Annotated in this window: 18 protein-coding genes; 4 read left to right on the plus strand and 14 right to left on the minus strand. The window is 40.9% G+C overall.

The window, feature by feature from the left end:
- Positions 1-85: 85 nt before the first annotated feature.
- The 5 genes from NQ560_RS11200 to NQ560_RS11220 form a co-directional block, all read right to left on the minus strand.
- Positions 86-1,225, minus strand: a complete 1,140-nt coding sequence (locus NQ560_RS11200; RefSeq protein WP_005334383.1) for a M20 metallopeptidase family protein — start codon at positions 1,223-1,225, stop codon at positions 86-88.
- Between the two features lie 42 nt (positions 1,226-1,267).
- Positions 1,268-2,455 (minus strand): MalY/PatB family protein, encoded by a 1,188-nt coding sequence (locus NQ560_RS11205; RefSeq protein ID WP_005334384.1) that lies wholly within the window; start codon positions 2,453-2,455, stop codon positions 1,268-1,270.
- Positions 2,456-2,779: 324 nt separating this feature from the next.
- Positions 2,780-3,520 (minus strand): amino acid ABC transporter ATP-binding protein, encoded by a 741-nt coding sequence (locus NQ560_RS11210; protein ID WP_179974560.1) that lies wholly within the window; start codon positions 3,518-3,520, stop codon positions 2,780-2,782.
- A 1-nt stretch (position 3,521) separates the two neighbouring features.
- Positions 3,522-4,232: an amino acid ABC transporter permease gene (locus NQ560_RS11215; protein WP_005334387.1), complete on the minus strand. Its 711-nt coding sequence runs from the start codon at positions 4,230-4,232 to the stop codon at positions 3,522-3,524.
- 194 nt (positions 4,233-4,426) lie between these two features.
- Positions 4,427-5,269: a transporter substrate-binding domain-containing protein gene (locus NQ560_RS11220; protein WP_005334388.1), complete on the minus strand. Its 843-nt coding sequence runs from the start codon at positions 5,267-5,269 to the stop codon at positions 4,427-4,429.
- A 316-nt stretch (positions 5,270-5,585) separates the two neighbouring features.
- On the opposite strand from NQ560_RS11220, the gene NQ560_RS11225 reads away from it, so the two are divergent.
- Positions 5,586-6,188, plus strand: a complete 603-nt coding sequence (locus NQ560_RS11225; RefSeq protein WP_416386961.1) for a hypothetical protein — start codon at positions 5,586-5,588, stop codon at positions 6,186-6,188.
- Between the two features lie 399 nt (positions 6,189-6,587).
- Here NQ560_RS11225 and prfA read toward each other — a convergent pair whose 3' ends face one another.
- The 5 genes from prfA to rho form a co-directional block, all read right to left on the minus strand.
- The gene (gene prfA, locus NQ560_RS11230) at positions 6,588-7,658 is read right to left on the minus strand and encodes a peptide chain release factor 1 (RefSeq protein WP_029731587.1); all 1,071 of its coding nucleotides are present in this window, start codon (positions 7,656-7,658) and stop codon (positions 6,588-6,590) included.
- A gap of 104 nt (positions 7,659-7,762) precedes the next feature.
- Positions 7,763-8,662 (minus strand): peptide chain release factor N(5)-glutamine methyltransferase, encoded by a 900-nt coding sequence (prmC, locus tag NQ560_RS11235; protein ID WP_005334392.1) that lies wholly within the window; start codon positions 8,660-8,662, stop codon positions 7,763-7,765.
- Positions 8,625-9,569: a DUF1385 domain-containing protein gene (locus tag NQ560_RS11240; protein WP_005334393.1), complete on the minus strand. Its 945-nt coding sequence runs from the start codon at positions 9,567-9,569 to the stop codon at positions 8,625-8,627. Before NQ560_RS11240 ends, prmC begins: the two co-directional genes overlap by 38 nt.
- Positions 9,570-9,649: 80 nt before the next feature.
- Positions 9,650-9,850, minus strand: coding sequence for a 50S ribosomal protein L31 (gene rpmE, locus NQ560_RS11245; protein ID WP_005334394.1), 201 nt, complete (start codon positions 9,848-9,850; stop codon positions 9,650-9,652).
- 103 nt (positions 9,851-9,953) lie between these two features.
- Positions 9,954-11,303, minus strand: a complete 1,350-nt coding sequence (gene rho, locus NQ560_RS11250) for a transcription termination factor Rho (protein ID WP_029731591.1) — start codon at positions 11,301-11,303, stop codon at positions 9,954-9,956.
- 233 nt (positions 11,304-11,536) lie between these two features.
- Between rho and NQ560_RS11255 the strand changes: the two genes are divergently transcribed.
- Genes NQ560_RS11255 through NQ560_RS11265 form a run of 3 tightly spaced genes read left to right on the plus strand, consistent with a single transcriptional unit; the run spans position 11,537 to position 14,124 of the window.
- Positions 11,537-12,685: an NAD(P)-dependent malic enzyme gene (locus NQ560_RS11255; RefSeq protein ID WP_040015589.1), complete on the plus strand. Its 1,149-nt coding sequence runs from the start codon at positions 11,537-11,539 to the stop codon at positions 12,683-12,685.
- A complete protein-coding gene (mnmL, locus tag NQ560_RS11260) occupies positions 12,685-13,608 on the plus strand; it encodes a tRNA modification radical SAM protein MnmL/YtqA (protein WP_005334397.1) in 924 nt (307 codons plus the stop codon). Before NQ560_RS11255 ends, mnmL begins: the two co-directional genes overlap by 1 nt.
- Before the next feature lie 3 nt (positions 13,609-13,611).
- A complete protein-coding gene (locus tag NQ560_RS11265; protein ID WP_005334399.1) occupies positions 13,612-14,124 on the plus strand; it encodes a DUF4364 family protein in 513 nt (170 codons plus the stop codon).
- 90 nt (positions 14,125-14,214) lie between these two features.
- Here NQ560_RS11265 and NQ560_RS11270 read toward each other — a convergent pair whose 3' ends face one another.
- From NQ560_RS11270 to gcvPA, 4 genes are all read right to left on the minus strand, one after another.
- Complete coding sequence (locus NQ560_RS11270) at positions 14,215-15,423, minus strand: DUF819 family protein (protein ID WP_005334415.1); 1,209 nt, start codon at positions 15,421-15,423, stop codon at positions 14,215-14,217.
- Positions 15,424-15,474: 51 nt separating this feature from the next.
- Positions 15,475-16,458 (minus strand): dipeptidase, encoded by a 984-nt coding sequence (locus tag NQ560_RS11275; RefSeq protein ID WP_005334417.1) that lies wholly within the window; start codon positions 16,456-16,458, stop codon positions 15,475-15,477.
- Positions 16,459-16,535: 77 nt separating this feature from the next.
- Positions 16,536-18,095, minus strand: a complete 1,560-nt coding sequence (gcvPB, locus tag NQ560_RS11280) for an aminomethyl-transferring glycine dehydrogenase subunit GcvPB (protein WP_005334424.1) — start codon at positions 18,093-18,095, stop codon at positions 16,536-16,538.
- Between the two features lie 2 nt (positions 18,096-18,097).
- On the minus strand, positions 18,098-19,516 hold the full coding sequence (gene gcvPA / locus NQ560_RS11285; protein WP_117682743.1) for an aminomethyl-transferring glycine dehydrogenase subunit GcvPA: 1,419 nt from the start codon (positions 19,514-19,516) through the stop codon (positions 18,098-18,100).
- Positions 19,517-19,645: the final 129 nt, after the last annotated feature.

Consider the following 19,645-nt stretch of genomic DNA (forward strand, 5'->3'; position numbering starts at 1 on the left):
TATACTCATTACAAGGCATGCCCCTAATATCATCTATGTGCTTTTTACTGCTCTGCCAAAAAACAAAGCTTCATAGCTGCAATATCTATGAAGCTTTAAGCGCTTTCTTCACAATCTCACTCATCAGTTTGGAAGCTCCCAAAAGTGCTGCCGGATCTACTGTGAATTTAGAATTATGCGCCGGATATTTTCCCCCGGTCCCCACATGAAAAAATGCTCCCGGAACCAACTCCTGATAACAGGAAAAATCTTCTCCTCCCATCTCCGGATGCTGCAAGGTTACATGGAATCCTTCTTCCATTGCTTCTTTTCGCACAAGTTCTGCCAGATCTGCATCATTGTTCGTTGCCGGACAGCCCGGGATCCATGTAAATTCCACCTGATAACCTTCCCGCTCCAGACCTTCAGCCTGTGCCTGCATCAGTTTCACAATCTGCTCACGCACTTTGGGATTAAATGTGCGAACGGTTCCTTCTAGCCTGGCGGTCTCTGGGATAATGTTCCAGCTTGTGCCTGATGTAAAACGAGTCACACTGATAACTGCCGTCTCCGTCGGACTGATTCTTCGGCTTACAATTTCCTGAAGACTTCCTACCAGTCTTGCTGCTGCCGGGATCGGATCCAGACCCGTCTGCGGGGCGCTTCCGTGGCATCCCATTCCTTTTACCGTATATAAGAACCGGTCTACCGCCGCTGAAAATGGACCTGGTGCAATTGCAATCGTTCCGACTGGCATGTTTTGTTTTGTGTGAAGTCCAAAGATTTTTTCAATCTTATATTTTTCAAACATTCCGGTATTTACAACTTTTTCACCACCATGTTCTGCTTCTTCGGCAGGTTGAAACAATAAAATGACGGTACCTTTTATATGCTCTCTCTCTCCTCCAAGAAGTTTTGCCACTCCAAGAAGTGCTGTCGTGTGGAAATCATGTCCACAAGCATGCATACAGCCATCATTTTCTGAACTGTAAGAAAGTCCACTCTCTTCCAGGATCGGCAGCGCATCAATATCCGCTCTGATTGCAACAACACGCCCTGGCTCTTTTCCCTCGATCCTTGCAAGCGCTCCTGTATCAAGTCCCAGATTCAAAAGCTCCACACCTTCTGTCTGTTTTAATACATTTTTTACATAGTTGGTTGTCTCATACTCCTTTAATGCAAGTTCCGGATGTCTGTGCAGCCATTGAAAATGTTCCAATAAGTATGTCTGTAGTTCTTCTGCCATCACGATTTTCCTCCTGTCTTATCTACCATTCTTTACAAATCCCTAGTTCAAGAATGCCTCTGCATTCAAAGCATCTCTAAGCTGATCCATTGCCTGCCTTAACGTCTGACGCGGGCATGCGATATTGATTCGTTCAAATCCTTCTCCTACTGCCCCAAAAATAAATCCCGGATCCAGCCAGAGATTTGCCTTATCAACGACCAGATGTTCCAATTCTTCTACTGATAAACCCAGTTCTCTGCAATCCAGCCAAAGCAGATAAGTTCCTTCCGGCTCAATAAGCCTGATTTTCGGAATCTCCTGTTTCAGATAATCCCGGACAAAGTCCACATTTCCCTGAAGATATACAAGTAACTCTTCCAACCATTCTTCGCCGTTTTCATAAGCAGCCTGACACGCTTCCATTCCCATCAGATTCGGCTGGCTGTAGCCTGCTTGCATCACTTCGTGTTTAAATTTCTCACGCAGCTTTGGATTGGAAATGATAATGTTGGAAAGTTGAAGCCCTGCCACATTAAATGTTTTTGATGGCGCGGTACATGTGACAGTAATATCTGCAATCTCTTCTGAAATAGATGCCATCATCTGATGTTTATGTCCTTTGTATACAATATCACTGTGGATCTCATCGCTGACAAGTGTCATGTGATATTTCAAGCAGAGCGCTGCAACTTTTTCCAACTCTTCTCTTTTCCACACACGTCCTACCGGGTTGTGCGGACTGCAGAAAAGTAATAATTTTACATCATTTTCCCGGATTTTCTTCTCCATATCCTCAAAGTCAATGGTGTAGTGCCCATCTTCTAATTTTAATGGACTTCCAATCAGCTTTCTTCCATTGTCTTCAATGACCTCTCTGAACGGGTAGTAAACCGGCTGCAGCATCAGAACACTTTCTCCCGGCTCTGTGTAGGCTTTTACTGCCATTGCAAGTGCAAATACAATTCCTGGTGTCTTGATGATCCAGTCACTCTCGATTTCCCAGTCAAATCTTCTCTTATACCAGGATTTCACTGCTCTGCAATAATCCTCCAGGGTATCACTGTACCCAAATATACCATGCTCTACAATCTCAAATAAGCGCTCTCTGACTGATTTTGGTGCCTGAAAATCCATATCTGCCACCCAAAGTGGAAGTATATCCGCTTTCTTTCCTCTTACTGTCGCAAAATCATATTTTAAAGAATGTGTTCCTTTTCGATTGATTACTTTATCAAAATCTGTTGCCATATTTATTTTCTCCTTCATTTTCGCAATTGCCTGTTGTCTTCAAATATTTTAGGACAGGGACTTCTTTTAAAAGTACCTGTCCCAGATTTAATTTTCTTATTTCAGCTTTCTCATCTGTCTTCATTTTATATTCAAGTCGAACGTCCGTGAGACTTGGCGCGTGATTCTGGTCAGAGAAGCTGACATATTCCTATCAGAATCACTGCGCATCTTCGCGGAGCGTTTATCTCAGGCGGAGACCTAACTCCCACTGAGACAAATTTGCTATTACTCACCACCTGAAGTGGGAGTCTTCTCGACTGAGATAAAACTTTTTATTGTTTCTTACAATTCTGCCATCTCCAAAAATGCTCTTGTACGTTCATTCTCCGGATTATTAAACAATTTCTCCGGTGTATTGTCTTCTACAATCTGTCCACCTTCCAGGAATAAGATTCTGGAGGCAACATTTTTTACAAAGCGCATCTCATGGGATACTACGATCATCGTCATTCCATCTGCTGCAATTTCTTTCATAACATCAAGAACTCCCCCGATCCACTCCGGATCAAGAGCACTTGTTGGTTCATCAAACAGCATAACCTGCGGTTCTGCTGCAAGTGCTCTCGCTATTCCTACTCTCTGCTGCTGCCCTCCGGAAAGACGTACCGGGTATTCATCTCTCTTCTCGATCAGTCCGACACGTTCCAGCAAATGTTCTGCTTTCTCCACTGCCTGGACTTTCGGCATCTTCTGAACCCGAATCAGTCCTTCCGTAATATTCTCCAGAGCAGTCTTGTTCTTCCAGAGATTATAATGCTGAAATACCATGCTCGTCTTTTCTCTGAGTGCCCGGATTTGTTGTTTATTCTCTTTTCCGGCTTCAATTGTAACTCCATCAATGGTAACTCTCCCTGCATCTGGTACATTTAACCAGTTGAGAGAACGAAGAAGCGTTGTCTTACCGCCTCCGCTTGGTCCGATCAGCGTTACAACTTCACCTTTTTCTATCTGAAAATCCAGATTTTTCAAAACCTGATTATCACCAAAAGCTTTACAAAGTCCTCTTACTTCTACTATCGACATCTTAACTTCTCCTCTCTTTTCTACGCACATAGGTCTCTATCTTTGCAAGCAGACGTTCCAAAAGCATACAGCATACCCAGTAAATCAAAGATACTGCAATATATACCTCAAAGTAACGATAAGATCTCGCTCCAACGATTCTTGCCTGTGCCATAATATCTACAACTGCAATGTTAAATACAAGAGAAGTCTCTTTTAATAATGATATAAAGTTATTGCCCAGACTTGGAAGTGCTACGACAAATGCCTGCGGGATTACAACACTTATAAGCGCCTGCCACTTCGTCATATTCAAGCTATAACAAGCTTCTACCTGTCCTTCATCTACGGACATCAATGCACTGCGGATAATCTCTGACATATATGCCGCTGCATTAAGTCCCAGTGTAATAATTGCGAATACGACCGGGTGGATTCCGTTAATATCAAAACTTGTTCCCCATGCTTCGTTCATCACACGAAGCAGTATCGGGATTCCGTAATACACAAGCACCAATTGTACCATAGTCGGCGTGCCACGGATAAATGATATGTATACTTTCGCAACTGTCTTAAGTACCCGTACTTCAAAATAACGGGCCAACGCAATAAAGAACCCTACGATCAGTCCTGCTACACAACTGGCAATTGTAATCAGAAGTGTAATCGGCAGATATACTGCTATCTGCGGAATGGACTGTATCAGAAATTCAACACTAAATATTTTCCCCATCTCTTTTACACCAATCTTTCTCTTTTATTCGGAACTCTTGTGGTTTCCGGTACAACTTATGAATCGCCCTATAGAAATTCGTGCAAGAACGATTTCTGTATAACGGCGTATTGCACAAAATGCACGTCGCATCTCATACGGCGTGCATCTTATATTTTTCCTTATTTCTTTAAAGATATAAGACACTTTCTCGATTATAATTGTGGTGCATAATCTCCATCAAGATACTTCTCAGATAATTCTTTTAATGTACCATTTTCAATCAACGTCTTCAGACTGTCATCAATAATCTTTTTCAGCTTCTCTCCTGACTCGTCCTGTCTCAGAAGCATGTATGTAGTTGTCTCATCACCAGTCTCAAATGGAAGACACTCTAGTTCATTGTCAAGTCCCTGCTCTTTGAGAACATAATCAGCAGTTACTTTAATAGAAGCAATATGTGCATCTGCTCTTCCGTTAATAACTTCCTGAAGCATCTTGCTCATATCTCCATCTGCATACATAATATCGGCTGCTTTGTCCGGATGCTCTTTGTTATAATTCTCAAGCCAGTTTGTCTGTGCTCCTGAGGTTGCAGATACAATCGTTTTTCCTGCAATACTGTTTACATCACTGGAAATATCTGTACGGTCTTTTTTAAATACAATTGCTGCCTGAGTCTCTGTATATGGAATATCCGGGAAAAGATATTTCTGCTCACGCTCTTCATTCTTACCACACTGGCTGGCAATCACATCAATCTTGCCAGACTCGAGAGCTGTAAAAATTCCATCCCAGCCTGTTGCTTCATATTTAAATTCAACATCTGGATTCAGATCATCAATTGCCTTCATAACTGCAATATCATATCCGTCCGGTTCGCCTTTTTCATTTACAAGGTTGAACGGAGGATATGCTCCTTCTGTTCCAACTGTATAAGTGGTAACTCCGGAATTGTCAGATTCTTTTTTATCATCTGCCGATTTTCCACAACCAACCATCATACTTGCTACCATTCCTGCTATCAATAATGTACTTAATACTTTTTTCTTCTTCATAACTGATCACTCCTTACAAGTCTTTTTCATTAGTTTTTATATTCTTGACTTTTCCTATTATAATTGTAAGAAAGTGGTTTGTCTATGTTTAGATTTTTATAGTTTGCTATAGGATATAATTATAGCAATATCTGAATTGATTGAATCGATTTTTGTTTTTCTTGACGTTTTCCTATATATACGGTATCATTAATTATATTATGTGTAATCATTTTTATTATATGATACCAAAAACTCAACAACATTATATTATAGAGAGAAGACGATAATTATAAAATCAGAAAAGAAAAAACAGGGTTTCACATTAGTAGAACTCATTGTGGTTCTGACAATCCTTGCAATTCTTGCCGCACTTTTGATTCCGGCTTTAACCGGATACATACGAAAGGCAAAAGAAAAAGCAATTATAACAGAAGCAACCGATACTTGGAAAGCTGCACAGGCAGCCATGTCAGAATGCTATGCTATGTATCCTGAAAGCTTTACAAACCCTGATCCTACTAAACCGCCATGCAGATTTGCAACGGAAATCGATGGCAAAAGAATAAAAAATCTGGGCAGAATTACGAACGCTGCTCTGAATGCTGTACAGAGAAATCCCAATGACAAAACAGAAATCAATACATCCAGCAGAAGAATTGCCCGACAGGTATTATCTTATCTGGATAGTGCTGATAAATCTAATGCACAGTACCTTTTCACTGCGCCTTCTGGAAAAAATACATGGGACACTACATTTAATGATTATTTTGGAAAAAAATATGATTCTAATGCTGTACTGCTTCAGATTTTCCATACAACAGACGGAAAAGTTGTTGCAATTAACTTTGGCAAAGACGGTTATATGGTGACAATCGTTCCCGGCAAGGAAACTACATGTGTGTATAACGGAAAATCTTTAAAATCAATCGAAGGCTAAAAAGAGGAGTCAGTTTGCTGCAAGCAGCATCTGGCTCCTCTTTTCTTTTTCATAGCACAAGCGCCCACTTCGATTCCGCTCTGCTCCATCTCAGTGCTCGTTTGACTCACATAGATTAAAATAAGAGTACTCTGGCTCTCGTGCTTCGCTATGATGGCATGCACCCGCCCACCTCGATTCCGCTTTGCTTCTTCTCGGTGCTCGTTTGCATTCTCACACAATATAACAAAAGGACGATTCTCCCTGCAAGCAGACTCCCACCACTTTCGAATAGCACGAACGCCCACTTCGATTCCGCTCTGCTCCATCTCAGTGCTCGTTTGACTCACATAGATTAAAATAAGAGTACTCTGTCCAATAAATTGTCCATAGTACTCTTATATTTAATCTGCGTTCGTGCTATTCGTCCATGTTTGCGAGTTTTTTGGCTTGATCGGCAGCGATGCAGGCATCGATGATTTCCTGGATATCGCCGTTCATAATCTTGTCTAGTTTGTATAATGTCAGACCTATACGGTGATCTGTGACACGTCCCTGTGGGAAGTTATAAGTACGGATTTTCTCAGAACGGTCTCCTGTTCCGATCTGGCTCTTTCTTGCTTCTGCCTCTGCATCATGCTGCTTCTGACATTCCAAATCGTAGAGTTTTGCACGCAGAAGTGCAAATGCTTTTTCTTTATTCTGCAGCTGTGATTTCTCTGTCTGGCTGTAGATTACAATTCCAGTTGGATAGTGAGTCAGACGTACAGCGGAGTCTGTTGTATTGACACACTGTCCACCGTTTCCTGATGCTCTCATAACATCGATACGGATATCTTTCTCATCGATATGAACATCCACATCTTCTGCCTCCGGCATAACTGCTACTGTGATTGTTGATGTGTGGATACGTCCGCCACTTTCTGTCTCCGGCACACGCTGCACGCGGTGTACCCCGGATTCGTATTTCATCATAGAATATGCGCCCTGTCCATCAATCATAAATGTAACATTCTTCATACCACCGATTCCAATTTCTTCGCACTCTACCAGTTCCACTTTCCAGCGTTTACTCTCTGCATAATGCAGATACATACGATAAATTTCTGCAGCAAAAAGTGCTGCTTCATCTCCACCGGCACCAGCACGGATCTCAACTACTACGTTCTTGTCATCATTAGGGTCTTTTGGAAGCAACAGGATCTTAAGCTCATGCTCAAGCTCTTCTACTCTTGCTTTCGACTCATTCAACTCCTCTTTTGCAAGTTCTCGCATATCTTCGTCAGACTCTTCATTCAGAAGTTCCAGACTTTCTTCAATGTTCTGCTTGCATGCTTTATATTCTTTGTATGCTTCTACGATTGGTGTAAGCTCACTTTGTTCTTTCATGAGCTTACGGAAACGGTTTGGGTCACTTGCCACATCCGGTTCCTGAAGTTCGCTCAAGATTTCTTCTAATCGAATTAGCAGATCTTCTAATTTATCAAACATCTCTATCTCCTCCTGTTTACCTGCAATATTACTATAACTGCCATATACCGGCGCAAACATTAAACATAATCCTCACTTCGGTATTCTCTATCCTGACCAATGTCTCACATTTTTGTTCGACTTGAATTTTCTACAACTCTTTTATTGTACATGCCACACACTACACGGTCAAGTCCTGCCAGATCCTTTTTCACATATATATTGCAAAATCCTGCATTTTTCATAAGCTTTGATACATCTTCTGCCTGGTCATGACCGATCTCGAACATGAGCCATGCACCATCATTCAGATGTGAAATGCTTTCGCTTACAATTCTTCTGTAAAAGTAAAGTCCGTCTTCATGTCCGTCAAGCGCGATCCACGGATCATGAAGCTTTACTTCGTCCTCCAGTCCCTGGATCACTTCCGTTCTAATATATGGTGGGTTTGACACAATAAGGTCAAAACTTTCAGATACATTTTCAAAAATGTCACTCTGTACCCATATAACAGGAACCTTAAGTCTCTGAGCGTTCTTTTTTGCCACTTCAAGCGCATCTGCTGATATATCTGCGCCAACCGCTTTCCCCCCTGTAATGTGCTTTCTTTCTGCCGCATACTTTAAAAGACTGATCAGTATACAGCCCGAACCAGTACACATATCCAGCACATGCATATCCGGTCTTATCACTTTCAATGCTTCTTCCACCAGATTCTCTGTATCCTGCCTTGGTATAAGCACATGCTCATTAACAAGAAATTCATATCCCATAAACTCCTGACTTCCCGTAATATGCTGAAGTGGAATTCTTCGTGCACGCTTTTCCAGATATTCCCAATACCGTTTTGCTTCCTCTTCCGAAATATTTTTTTCCGGATTTCCATAGTAGGAAGCACGACTGATTCCAGTCACATATTCCAGTAAATACCATGCATCGATTTGAGCATCTGGTATCTGTCTGCTTTCCAGATACGCAGATCCTTCTTTATAAATCCTCTGCAGTTTTAAAGTTCTCTGCTTCATATGCTCTCCAATCAAATACTGCTTCTACTGCCTGTATTGCCACTTCAATCATTGAGTCGTCCGGTTCTTTCGTTGTCAGCTTCTGGATTGCAAGTCCTGGTCTGCTTAAAAGATTGATAATCGGATTCTCACTTCTTCCTGCAAGTTTCAGTACTTCATAAGAAATTCCTGCAATGACCGGAATCAAGGCAATTCTCACGATCACACGCATCAGCGGTGATTCCACCTGAATCAACATCAACAAAATAATACTGATTGCCAGTACGAAGAATAAGAAGCTTGTTCCACAGCGCTTATGCTGTCTGGAACTGATTCTGACATTATCAACGGTAAGCGGAAGTCCATGCTCAATGCAATTGATGCATTTGTGCTCCGCGCCATGGTACATAAATGTTCTCTGGATATCATCCATTCTTGAAATCAATGCAATATAGAGAATAAATATACCAATCCTCACAAATCCTTCCACTAATGTTCTCAAATGATACGATGGCATCAGTGGTTTTAATAATGAAGACAGAAAATACGGCAGAACCATAAATACTGCTACTGCAATTACTACAGATATTGCAACTGTCGCATTCATCATCCATTTTTCCTGTTTTTCCTTCTTTGCGATTTCTTCCTCTGTCAGTTCTTTTTCGCTTTTTACTTCCTCTTCGTCCTCATAAAATTCAGCTGAAAACATCAACGTCTTAATTCCCAGAACCATAGAATCTATAAAATTGAACACCCCTCTGACAAACGGAATCTTCGTTAAAGCTTTCCATTTGATCACACTGTGATATTCTTCCTTCTGTACAAAAATCTCTCCATCCGGTTTTCTCACTGCAACCGCATAGTCGTCTCCATGTCTCATCATAATTCCTTCAAGGACTGCCTGTCCCCCAATATTGGATGACTTCATATAATTGCTCTCCTCATATCTGATATAAATAGAAGAAAGGGTTGAGATTTAAAAAACCTCAACCCCGATAACCTTCGAACTTATTTCATTCCGTACTTCTTGTTGAACTTATCAACACGGCCACGAGCCTGTGTTGCTTTCTGCTGTCCTGTGTAGAACGGATGACACTTAGAACAGATTTCTACGTGGATATCTTCTTTTGTAGATCCTGTTACGAATGTGTTACCACAGTTGCAAGTTACAGTTGCCTGATAGTATGCTGGATGTATTCCTTCTTTCATGATTTTCACCTCTTCTTTATTATTGTTGCGTTTATTTTAGTTGCGTCAAACGCGAATATTTTCTAAACAGCTTTCTTATTGTACCACACGATTGCCAGCTTGTCTATAATATTTTTTTCTTTTTTACCATTTCAATCAACTCATTGTTGTTCTTTGTATTGGAGAACATATTCAGGATACTCTCCACCGCCTCTTCCGCACGCATTCCATTGAGTGCACGGCGCATGATCTCCACAGCTTCCTGCTCATCTTTGTTAAGAAGCAGATCTTCTCTACGAGTGCTTGACTTCGGTATATCAATAGCAGGGAACATTCTTTTTTCAGAAAGCTTACGGTCAAGTACCAGTTCCATGTTACCTGTTCCTTTAAACTCCTCATATACAACATCGTCCATCTTGCTTCCTGTATCTACCAGTGCTGTAGCGAGAATTGTAAGGCTTCCACCCTCACGCATATTTCTTGCAGCACCAAAGAAGCGCTTTGGCATATGAAGCGCTGCAGGATCAAGACCACCGGAAAGTGTTCTTCCGGATGGTGAAACAGTCAGGTTATACGCTCTTGCAAGACGTGTGATGCTGTCAAGCAAGATCATAACATCTTTCTTATGTTCTACAAGACGCTTTGCACGTTCAATGACCATTTCAGATACTCTCTTATGATGCTCTGGAAGCTCATCAAATGTAGAGTAAATAATCTCTACATTGTCTCCTTGAATGGTCTCTTTAATATCCGTAACTTCCTCCGGACGTTCATCAATCAGAAGAATCAGAAGATGCACTTCCGGATTATTCTTAAGAACAGACAATGCAACTTCTTTTAAAAGTGTTGTCTTACCGGCTTTCGGAGGTGATACGATCATTCCTCTCTGACCTTTACCAATTGGAGAAAGCAAGTCCATAATTCTCATAGACGTGCTTGTCTTGCCACACTCCAGACGCATTCTCTCATTTGGAAAAATCGGTGTCATCTTCTCGAAACTGCTACGTGTGAGAAGTTCCATTGGATCTGTATCATTCACTTTAGTCAAATATAACAGTGCGCTGAACTTCTCCTGCTGTGTCTTAATACGAGTATGTCCCTCCAAAATATCTCCAGTCTTCAGATTGAATCTACGGATCTGAGACGGCGAAATATAGATATCATTATCTCCTGGAAGATAATTATCACTTCGGATAAATCCGAACCCATCTGGCATAACCTCCAGAATTCCGCGTGCAACAATTCCACTGTCCAGGCGGTCAATATCATGGATTTCTTTATCTCCGGTATTCGCAGACATCTCTTTTACTGTCTCACGCTTTTCCTGTTTTTCTTTTTCCTGTTCTTTTTCATCTTCCTGTAACATCAATTCGATTACCTGGGCCTTTTTCATTGTAGAAATACCTTTCAGGCCTCTTGCTTTTGCAAGTTCTTTTAACGTCGTCAACGGTAATGTTTCATATTTTTCTTTCATCATCGCTTTATATTCCTTTCAATTATAGGCTTATGTGTCATCACGGGATTCTTTGTCAGAATAGACTTCATCTGAAACTAAAGTTTATTATACTACAAATGTTTCGCTTTTAAAAGCCTTTTTTCAAAGACATTTCTTGATTTGGTAATCTTAAAATGATATGATGGTATACAAGGGATGACCTTGTTCAAATCCCCATATACAAAATATAGTAGAAAAAGGTGGTATTTAACGTGACAAATCAAGAAAAAGCTCTGAAAATGCACGAAGAATGGAACGGCAAACTTGAAACCATCGCAAAGTCTCATGTAAAGACTCGCGAAGATTTGGCAATTGCTTACACACCGGGTGTTGCTGAGCCATGCAAAGTTATCGCTGAAGATAAAGAAGCCGCATACAAATATACAATCAAATCCAACACAATTGCTGTTGTATCTGACGGAAGTGCCGTGCTTGGACTTGGCAATATAGGACCGCTGGCTGCCATGCCTGTTATGGAAGGAAAAGCTGTCCTTTTCAAAGAATTCGGTGGTGTCAATGCTGTGCCGATCTGCCTGGACACTCAGGATACTGAAGAGATCATCAAAACTGTTGTAAATATTGCTCCTGCTTTCGGAGGCATTAACTTAGAAGACATCAGTGCTCCAAGATGCTTTGAAATTGAGGAACGTCTGAAAGAGCTTCTCGACATTCCTGTTTTCCACGACGATCAGCACGGAACTGCCATTGTGGTTCTTGCCGGAATCATCAATGCATTAAAAGTAACAGGAAAAGACAAAGAGACCTGTAAAGTCGTTGTAAATGGTGCCGGAAGTGCCGGTGTTGCAATCACAAAACTGCTTCTCACATACGGATTTTCTCATATTACAATGTGCGATATCAGTGGAATCCTCGGAAAAGATTCTCAGAATCTGAATTGGATGCAGCAAAAGATGGTCGAAGTAACAAATCTGGAAGGCAAAAAAGGAACCCTTGCTGATGCATTGAATGGTGCAGACATCTTTGTCGGTGTATCTGCTCCGAATATTGTCACAAAAGAAATGGTCGCTTCCATGAACAAAGATGCTATCCTCTTTGCAATGGCTAACCCTGTACCAGAGATCATGCCAGACCTCGCAAAAGAAGCCGGAGCAAAAGTTGTTGGAACCGGACGTTCAGACTTCCCGAACCAGGTCAACAATGTCGTTGCTTTCCCTGGAATCTTCAAAGGCGCTCTGGAAGGACGCGCAACTAAGATTACAGAAGAGATGAAACTTGCAACTGCAAAAGCAATCGCAAGCCTTGTTCCGGATGAAGAACTGAACGAAAACAATATTCTTCCGGAAGCTTTCGACCCTCGCGTTGCAGACGTTGTAAGCGAAGCTGTGAAGGAATTGATTTAATGGCTGTTTACTGGGGCGAAAAGAGATACCATTCTCTGGACTATTATCTCAAAAACACCTATGGCAGCAAATTATATAAACTATCACTGAACGGAGGCATGACTTGTCCGAACCGAGATGGAACATGCGGAACCCGTGGCTGCATTTTCTGCAGTCAGGGTGGTTCTGGTGATTTTGCCGAATCACCTTCCGAGACGATTCGTGAACAGATTGAACATGGAAAATCTAAAGTCGCCGCCAAATATGGAGGCGGTTCTTATATTGCATACTTTCAAGCATATACGAACACTTATGCACCTGTAGACTACCTTCGTAAAATATTTACTGAGGCAATCATGCACCCGGATATCAGAATTCTTTCTGTAGCAACAAGACCGGACTGTCTCGGTGAAGATATTTTAAATCTTCTTCATGAATTAAATCAGATCAAACCTGTCTGGATTGAGCTTGGACTTCAGACAATTCATGAAGATACGGCATCTTATATCCGGCGCGGCTATGATCTTCCGGTATTTGAACATGCATTAAAGAGACTTCGTCAAATGGGTATTCCGGTAATCGTACACACGATTCTCGGACTTCCAGGAGAAGATATCAAGCGGAATCTTGAGACTATGCATTATCTGAATGAACACCACATTCAGGGAATCAAGCTACAGCTTTTACATGTTCTGAAATACACAGATCTCGCGGACGATTACCTGACAGGCAGATTTTCTATTTATTCCATGGAAGAATATTTTGAAGTCTTAAGTTCCTGTATCTGCAATCTGAGTCCGGATATTGTCATTCATCGGCTCACCGGGGACGGTCCAAAAGATCTTCTGATTGCTCCTACCTGGAGCACAAACAAACGACATGTCTTAAACCAGATGCAGTCCTGGTTCAAGATTCACGACATCTGGCAGGGAAAGGAGTTGTAAATTATGGCAGAAGCATTTAAACTTTATAAACTGATCATTCTGTATATGCTGGATAAGGTGGATTTCCCACTGACTAATTCCCAGATTTCAGAATTCATTTTAAACGAAGGCTACACGACATATTTTAAATTGCAACAGGCTCTTTCAGAGCTTTTGGATTCTGGATTTATTCGTGAAGAGTCCACGCACACAAGAACATTTTATCACCTGACAGAAGAAGGCGAGGAAACAATTCATTACTTTAAAAATGATATTTCACCTGCAATCCAGGAAGATATTAACAGTTTTCTCAGTAATAAACAATATGAACTGAAAAATGAAGTTGCCATAAAAGCTGACTATTATCGAAATCCCAACATGGAATATTGTGTCCGCTGTCAGATACTGGAACGTGATGCTCCTTTAATCGACCTGACGCTCACTGTTCCAACGGAATCTGAAGCAATGGCAATTGCAGCAAACTGGACACAAAAGAATGAAAAGATATACGCCAATCTAATGGCCGAATTATTATAGGTATATCCCAAAAAAAGAATGAACTGTATTTTAATTTTCATTGCAAATACAGTTCATTCTCTTTTTATTTAGCCCGGATTTGTATTATCATTATCTTCCAAGGAATGTTCCTATAAAGATTCCATAGTAGTTACCAATGACATATCCAAGAGTACCGACCAGAAGTGCCGGAACTACCATTGCCTGCCATCCTTTTGCAATTGCAAGCGCTGCGGCTGTTGTAGGTCCACCTATATTTGCATTCGATGCAATACAGATCTCTTCCAGGTTGAATTTGAAAATCTTACCAAATACAAAGGAGACGATCATGTTCATACCAACGATGATTGCACAGAATACAAGGAGTAATGGTGCCTGTGTCACGATCAGGTAGATAGATGCCGGAACACCGATTACTGCAAAGAAGATATGAATCAAGAATGTACCAATTTCCTGTGCGCCACCAATATTTCCCATAAATTCTGGTTTAATTGTTGCCAATAACATGGTCAATGTAGGCATGATCAAATATTTGTTTCCAAGAAGACCGTTTAATAATGCCAGTCCAAAATTACTTGTTGGAATCAATCCTGCAAAGAAATCTGCAATTGCTGTAGAAATTGCTACGATTGCAAATGCAATCGCAAGTGCCTCTGCGATATCGATCAGTGCGACCGGTTTTGCTTTCCAGTAACTTGCTGCCTGGTTTTCACTTTCACCACTTGCTTTTCTTGCTTCTACTTCATCAATATATGGATGTTTAAATTTCTTCAAGAAGAATTTAATTGTTGGAATTGCAATCAGTACGAAGAAATAAAGTGCCATCAAAAGGTTATCTGCTACCACTGAAGAAGATACCATATCTCCGCTTGCTCCAAATGCATCAGACATGGCTACCATGTTTACACTTCCTCCTGTGTATGAACCAACCATCATAGCTGCTATCTTGTGCAGATCTGCAATCTGGTTATGTAACAGATAAAATGCTACAATACCACCGACCAGTGTACCAATACCGCTGATCAGGTAAATTACAAGCACACGTCCACTTTCTTTCCAGATTTTCTTCACATTTGCATTAAACAAAAGAAGTGGTACTGCAAGTGGTACAACATATGACCATACAAAATCATATGCCGGTGCATCTGTCGGGATTACCCGGATGTTAGAAAGAATCATAGCTCCAATCAAAGCAATAACACAACCTGTTACTTTTCCTGCCCATTTGTACTTCTGCTCCATCCAGATAGCTAATGCTGCGACGACTACTAATATTGCAAACAACGCCCACGTATTATCCGCACTAATTAATGTTTTCATATGAATTCCTGCCTTTCTCAATCCTATAAACAAGTTACTTTTTCGTATTCTTTATTTCCATACTTCTTTGAATACTCGATAAAAATTCTTATAGCCAATCTTGTCAAGATCTTCCTGACTGTATCCCCTCTTCTTTAATACTGCCAGGATATTCTTTGCTTCTGCCTCATTAGAAATACCGTCGCCACTCGGTGAATCGACATGATCACTGAATGTCTTAAGCGCCTCTCCTCCAAGGTAGTCATCAAAGTCAAATCCAAGACCAATATGATCGATTCCGATCAGATCAGCAATATACTCGACATGGTCTGCCAAATGCTCGACATTTTGTTCATCGTGTTTTTCAGAAATAAACTCTCTCATACTGTTCATTCCCACCAGACCACCAGTCTTAGCAATCGCCTTCAACATGTCATCTGTCAGGTTGCGCATTGCCGGACATACACTACGTGCATTGGAATGTGATGCAATAATCGGTCCCTGCGCCAGATCAATGACGCCCCAGAAACATTTGTCATTTAGATGTGATACATCCATCACCATTCCAAGATCCTGAATCCGCTTTACGGCTTTCTTTCCTGCTTCTGTAAGTCCCCTTGTTACATCCACCGGCCATCCGGTTGCCAATGCGTTTAATTCATTCCAGGTAAGCATTGCATGTCTGACACCTACTTCATCATAAAAATAGTTGATCATATCAATGTCTTCCCCAATCTGGCTTAACCCTTCCATTCCGGTTACGATATTTAATTTTCCTTCTTTTGTGCCTTTTTCAAAATCATCGTACTTCTTCACAAAATTCAGAATATCTGCAGAATCTTCCATTTCCTGCTTAATACTCTTTACAATCTGTTTGGATCGTTTCACTGGATCACTATCATATGGTGGATCGATCCAGATTACGAAAATTCCTCCTGTAACACCACCTTCCTGGAACTTATGCAGATGATGCTTACGAAAAATATCTCTTTCTCCGTGATCTACTGCACGGCAAGTTACATCTGTCCACACATCTCCATGTCCATCAAAAATCATTCTATCTTCTCCCTTCTAACATTTTCAAGACATCTCACATACCGATTATTTTTTCACCACCCTCCTGTTTCATCAGATTAAGAGTCTTTTTTCATTTTTATATATGCACGCCATGTTGTTGCAAATTTTTTCCACTCGGTAAGACCATCTTCCTGGATTCTGGATCCGAGTGCCGCATGATGCGGTGCTTCTTTTATAACTTGTGGCGTAGTATATGCTTCTTCTGCAATCTGACGATATGCATCTACAAATTCATCAATATCATCCTTTGAGTAAGATTCTACAGGCTCTGGTGTAAAAGGTTCTGGAATGATTCTTGGATGATGACTTGTAAAATAATCTTGAAAACCATAATCCACGATTCGTCTGCAGATATCATCTGTCGTTACGCCTGTCTCGTCCGTCAATTCTTTCCAGCTCAGTCTTGCCTGTTCTAATCTGTATTTTCCTTTCGCATATGGCAAGGAAATTCCTTTTATCTCCAAAAGTTTTTTCAACATATAATTATTATTTAAAATCGACATTTCTGCAATCTGTTTCATTCCATCCGGGCCGAGAGTTCGAATATATGCATAGGTTCTCACAAGAACCGCAGGCACTCCATAAAATTTTCTTAACTTTCCAATGCTATCCGGACGATTGTAATCCAGATAATATTTTTCTCCGTCAAATTCTACTGTCGGTGCTGCAACAAACTTTGCAAGCTTCTCACATACGCACTGTGCTCCGGCTGCCGGTCCCTGACATCCGTGCGGTGAAGAAAAGGATTTGTGCAGATTATAATGACACATATCAAATCCTGCATCTCGCGCTCTTGTAATTCCGAACAGTCCATTTAAGTTTGCCTGGTCATATACGCATAAGCCTCCAACTGCATGAACAATATCTACAAATTCTTTAATTTTCTCATTGTAGATTCCAGTATCTTCCGGATTGGTGATCATAAGTGCGGCTGTATGTTCAGAAACGGCTGCTTTTAGAGCCTCTATATCTGGCACACCGTTTTCATCTGGATATAAAGTGATTACCTTATATCCAAGCGTTGCAGCGGCACCTGGATTGCCCGGATGCGATAAAATGGTCGTAATAATCTCATTTCGCTGTTCACCCTCACCTCTGGATTCATGATAAGCACGAATTGTCTCTACATTTGCAAAGATTGCCTGAGTACCGCCTCCTGGCTGTAAGCTTACTTTATCCATACCCGAAATTGCCTTGATGTACTGCTCATCTCGATACATAATTTCCAGGATTCCCTGAATAGTCGACTCGTCCTGATATGGATGAACTTCGCTTAATTTTTCAGATCTCACCAATTGTTCGTGTATCTTAGGACTATACTTCATAGTACAGGTTCCAAGCCCGATATCAATATTAAAATCTGTTCCAATCGTCTCCTGAGATAATCTCATATAATGTCTGAGTACCTGCATCTGAGACATTTCCGGAAGCTTAGGTGCTTTTTTTCGAAGCAGATTTTTCGGAAGCAGCGTTTTTACGGTTCCTGTTGCTTTTGTAACTTTTTCATCTGCTTTGGGAACTAATATACCTCGTTCACCTGGATTGCCAAGTTTCATAATTATAGGTTCGTCCCATCTTGCTTCGTGGAAATCCCGATTTGTCTTATAATATCCCATCACTATTCCCCCTTTGCAATCCGCTTGAGGGCATCACGAAGATGCTCCATCTCTTCTAATGTCGTAATCTCTGATACACAATAAAGTGCACATTGCCCAAGCTCTGGGAAATCATGACTTAAGTCTTTTCCGCCAAATATGTTCTCTTTTAACAATTCTTTATTAATTTCTTCAACCGTCTTTCCAGTCTGGTTAAAATCTATTACAAACTCCTGAAACTTCGCATTCTCAAATCTCTTTGCCCGAACTTTCGGAATCTCATCTAAAATATCCTCCAGATATGCTGCATTCTGAATAATCGTCTCACCGAGTTCGTACATGCCCTGCGGCCCCATACTTGCCAGGTACACACCTGCCGTAATTGCCCAGAGACCTGTTTCTGTTCCAAAATACTCTTTTGCATTCTCACGGCTTCCATGAGAGCTTCGATAATTCATCGCTCTTCCCCATCCATATGTATCTTCTTTCTCTGTCTCTGTAATTCCGTACATATAAGTTGGAAATTGTTCTACCAAATCCATATTCTGATTACATGCAATAAATCCTGCCTGACCACCGCCGAACTGAATGTGCATTCCAAGAGGCTGTATATCTCCACATACAATATCAGCACCCTGATTTACCGGGCTCTCCATAATTCCAAGCGCTGCCACCTCTGTCTGTACAACACAATAAGCTCCTGCATCATGTGCCAGTTTTGCAATTTCTTCTCCTCTTGTCTCAAAGTTACCAAGATAAGTTGGATTTTCAAAAAATACAGCCGCAACATTTTTCTTTGCCAACTGTTCTTTCAACTCTTCCAGATCCATAAGTCCTGTCTCTGGTTCATAAGCTATTTTTCTTACTTCTGCCACATTTCTACAATACTGTACGACCTGTGAATATATTTCCGGATTCATAGTCTTCGGAACAAGAATCACTTTTCCAGCCATTCCTTTTTCTCTGACTGCTCTGACTGCCATACGAAGCGAAGATGCCACTGCCTGACCGCCGTCATAAGTTGTATAACTTACAACATCTGTGTCCAGAAGTTCTCCCATCATGCTTGTGTATTCAAAGATTGCCTGCATCTTACCATGATCAGAATATGTATCTCCGCAGTAAGCAGTCAGAAACTCACCTCTGGAATTTATCTCATCGCAAATTGCCGGCACCTGATGTTTGTAACACCCGGCTCCAAGAAAGCTCGTATATTCTTCCGTTGTAATATCTCGATTCAAAATTCCCATCACATGTCTTTTCAGTTCATATTCACTTCTGATCGGTTCCGGAATATCTAATCGTTCTTTATACAGCAATTCATCTGGAATTATACTTTTGTAAATGTCTTCTACGCTGTTGATCCCCAATTCATCCAACATTGCCTTCTTATTCTCTGGTACACTATTAGGCATATATGGATGTACAAAACTGTTTTCCACAAGAATCACTCCTTTCATGGCAGTTCACTTATTGATTATCTAAACATTTTTATTTATTTCACCTGCAACACATACATTAGTCTTCAATCAGTGGTTACGTCAAGTTATTTTGTTAATTTTTTGATATTT

The organism is Dorea formicigenerans (assembly GCF_025150245.1).
Lineage (GTDB): Bacteria > Bacillota > Clostridia > Lachnospirales > Lachnospiraceae > Dorea > Dorea formicigenerans.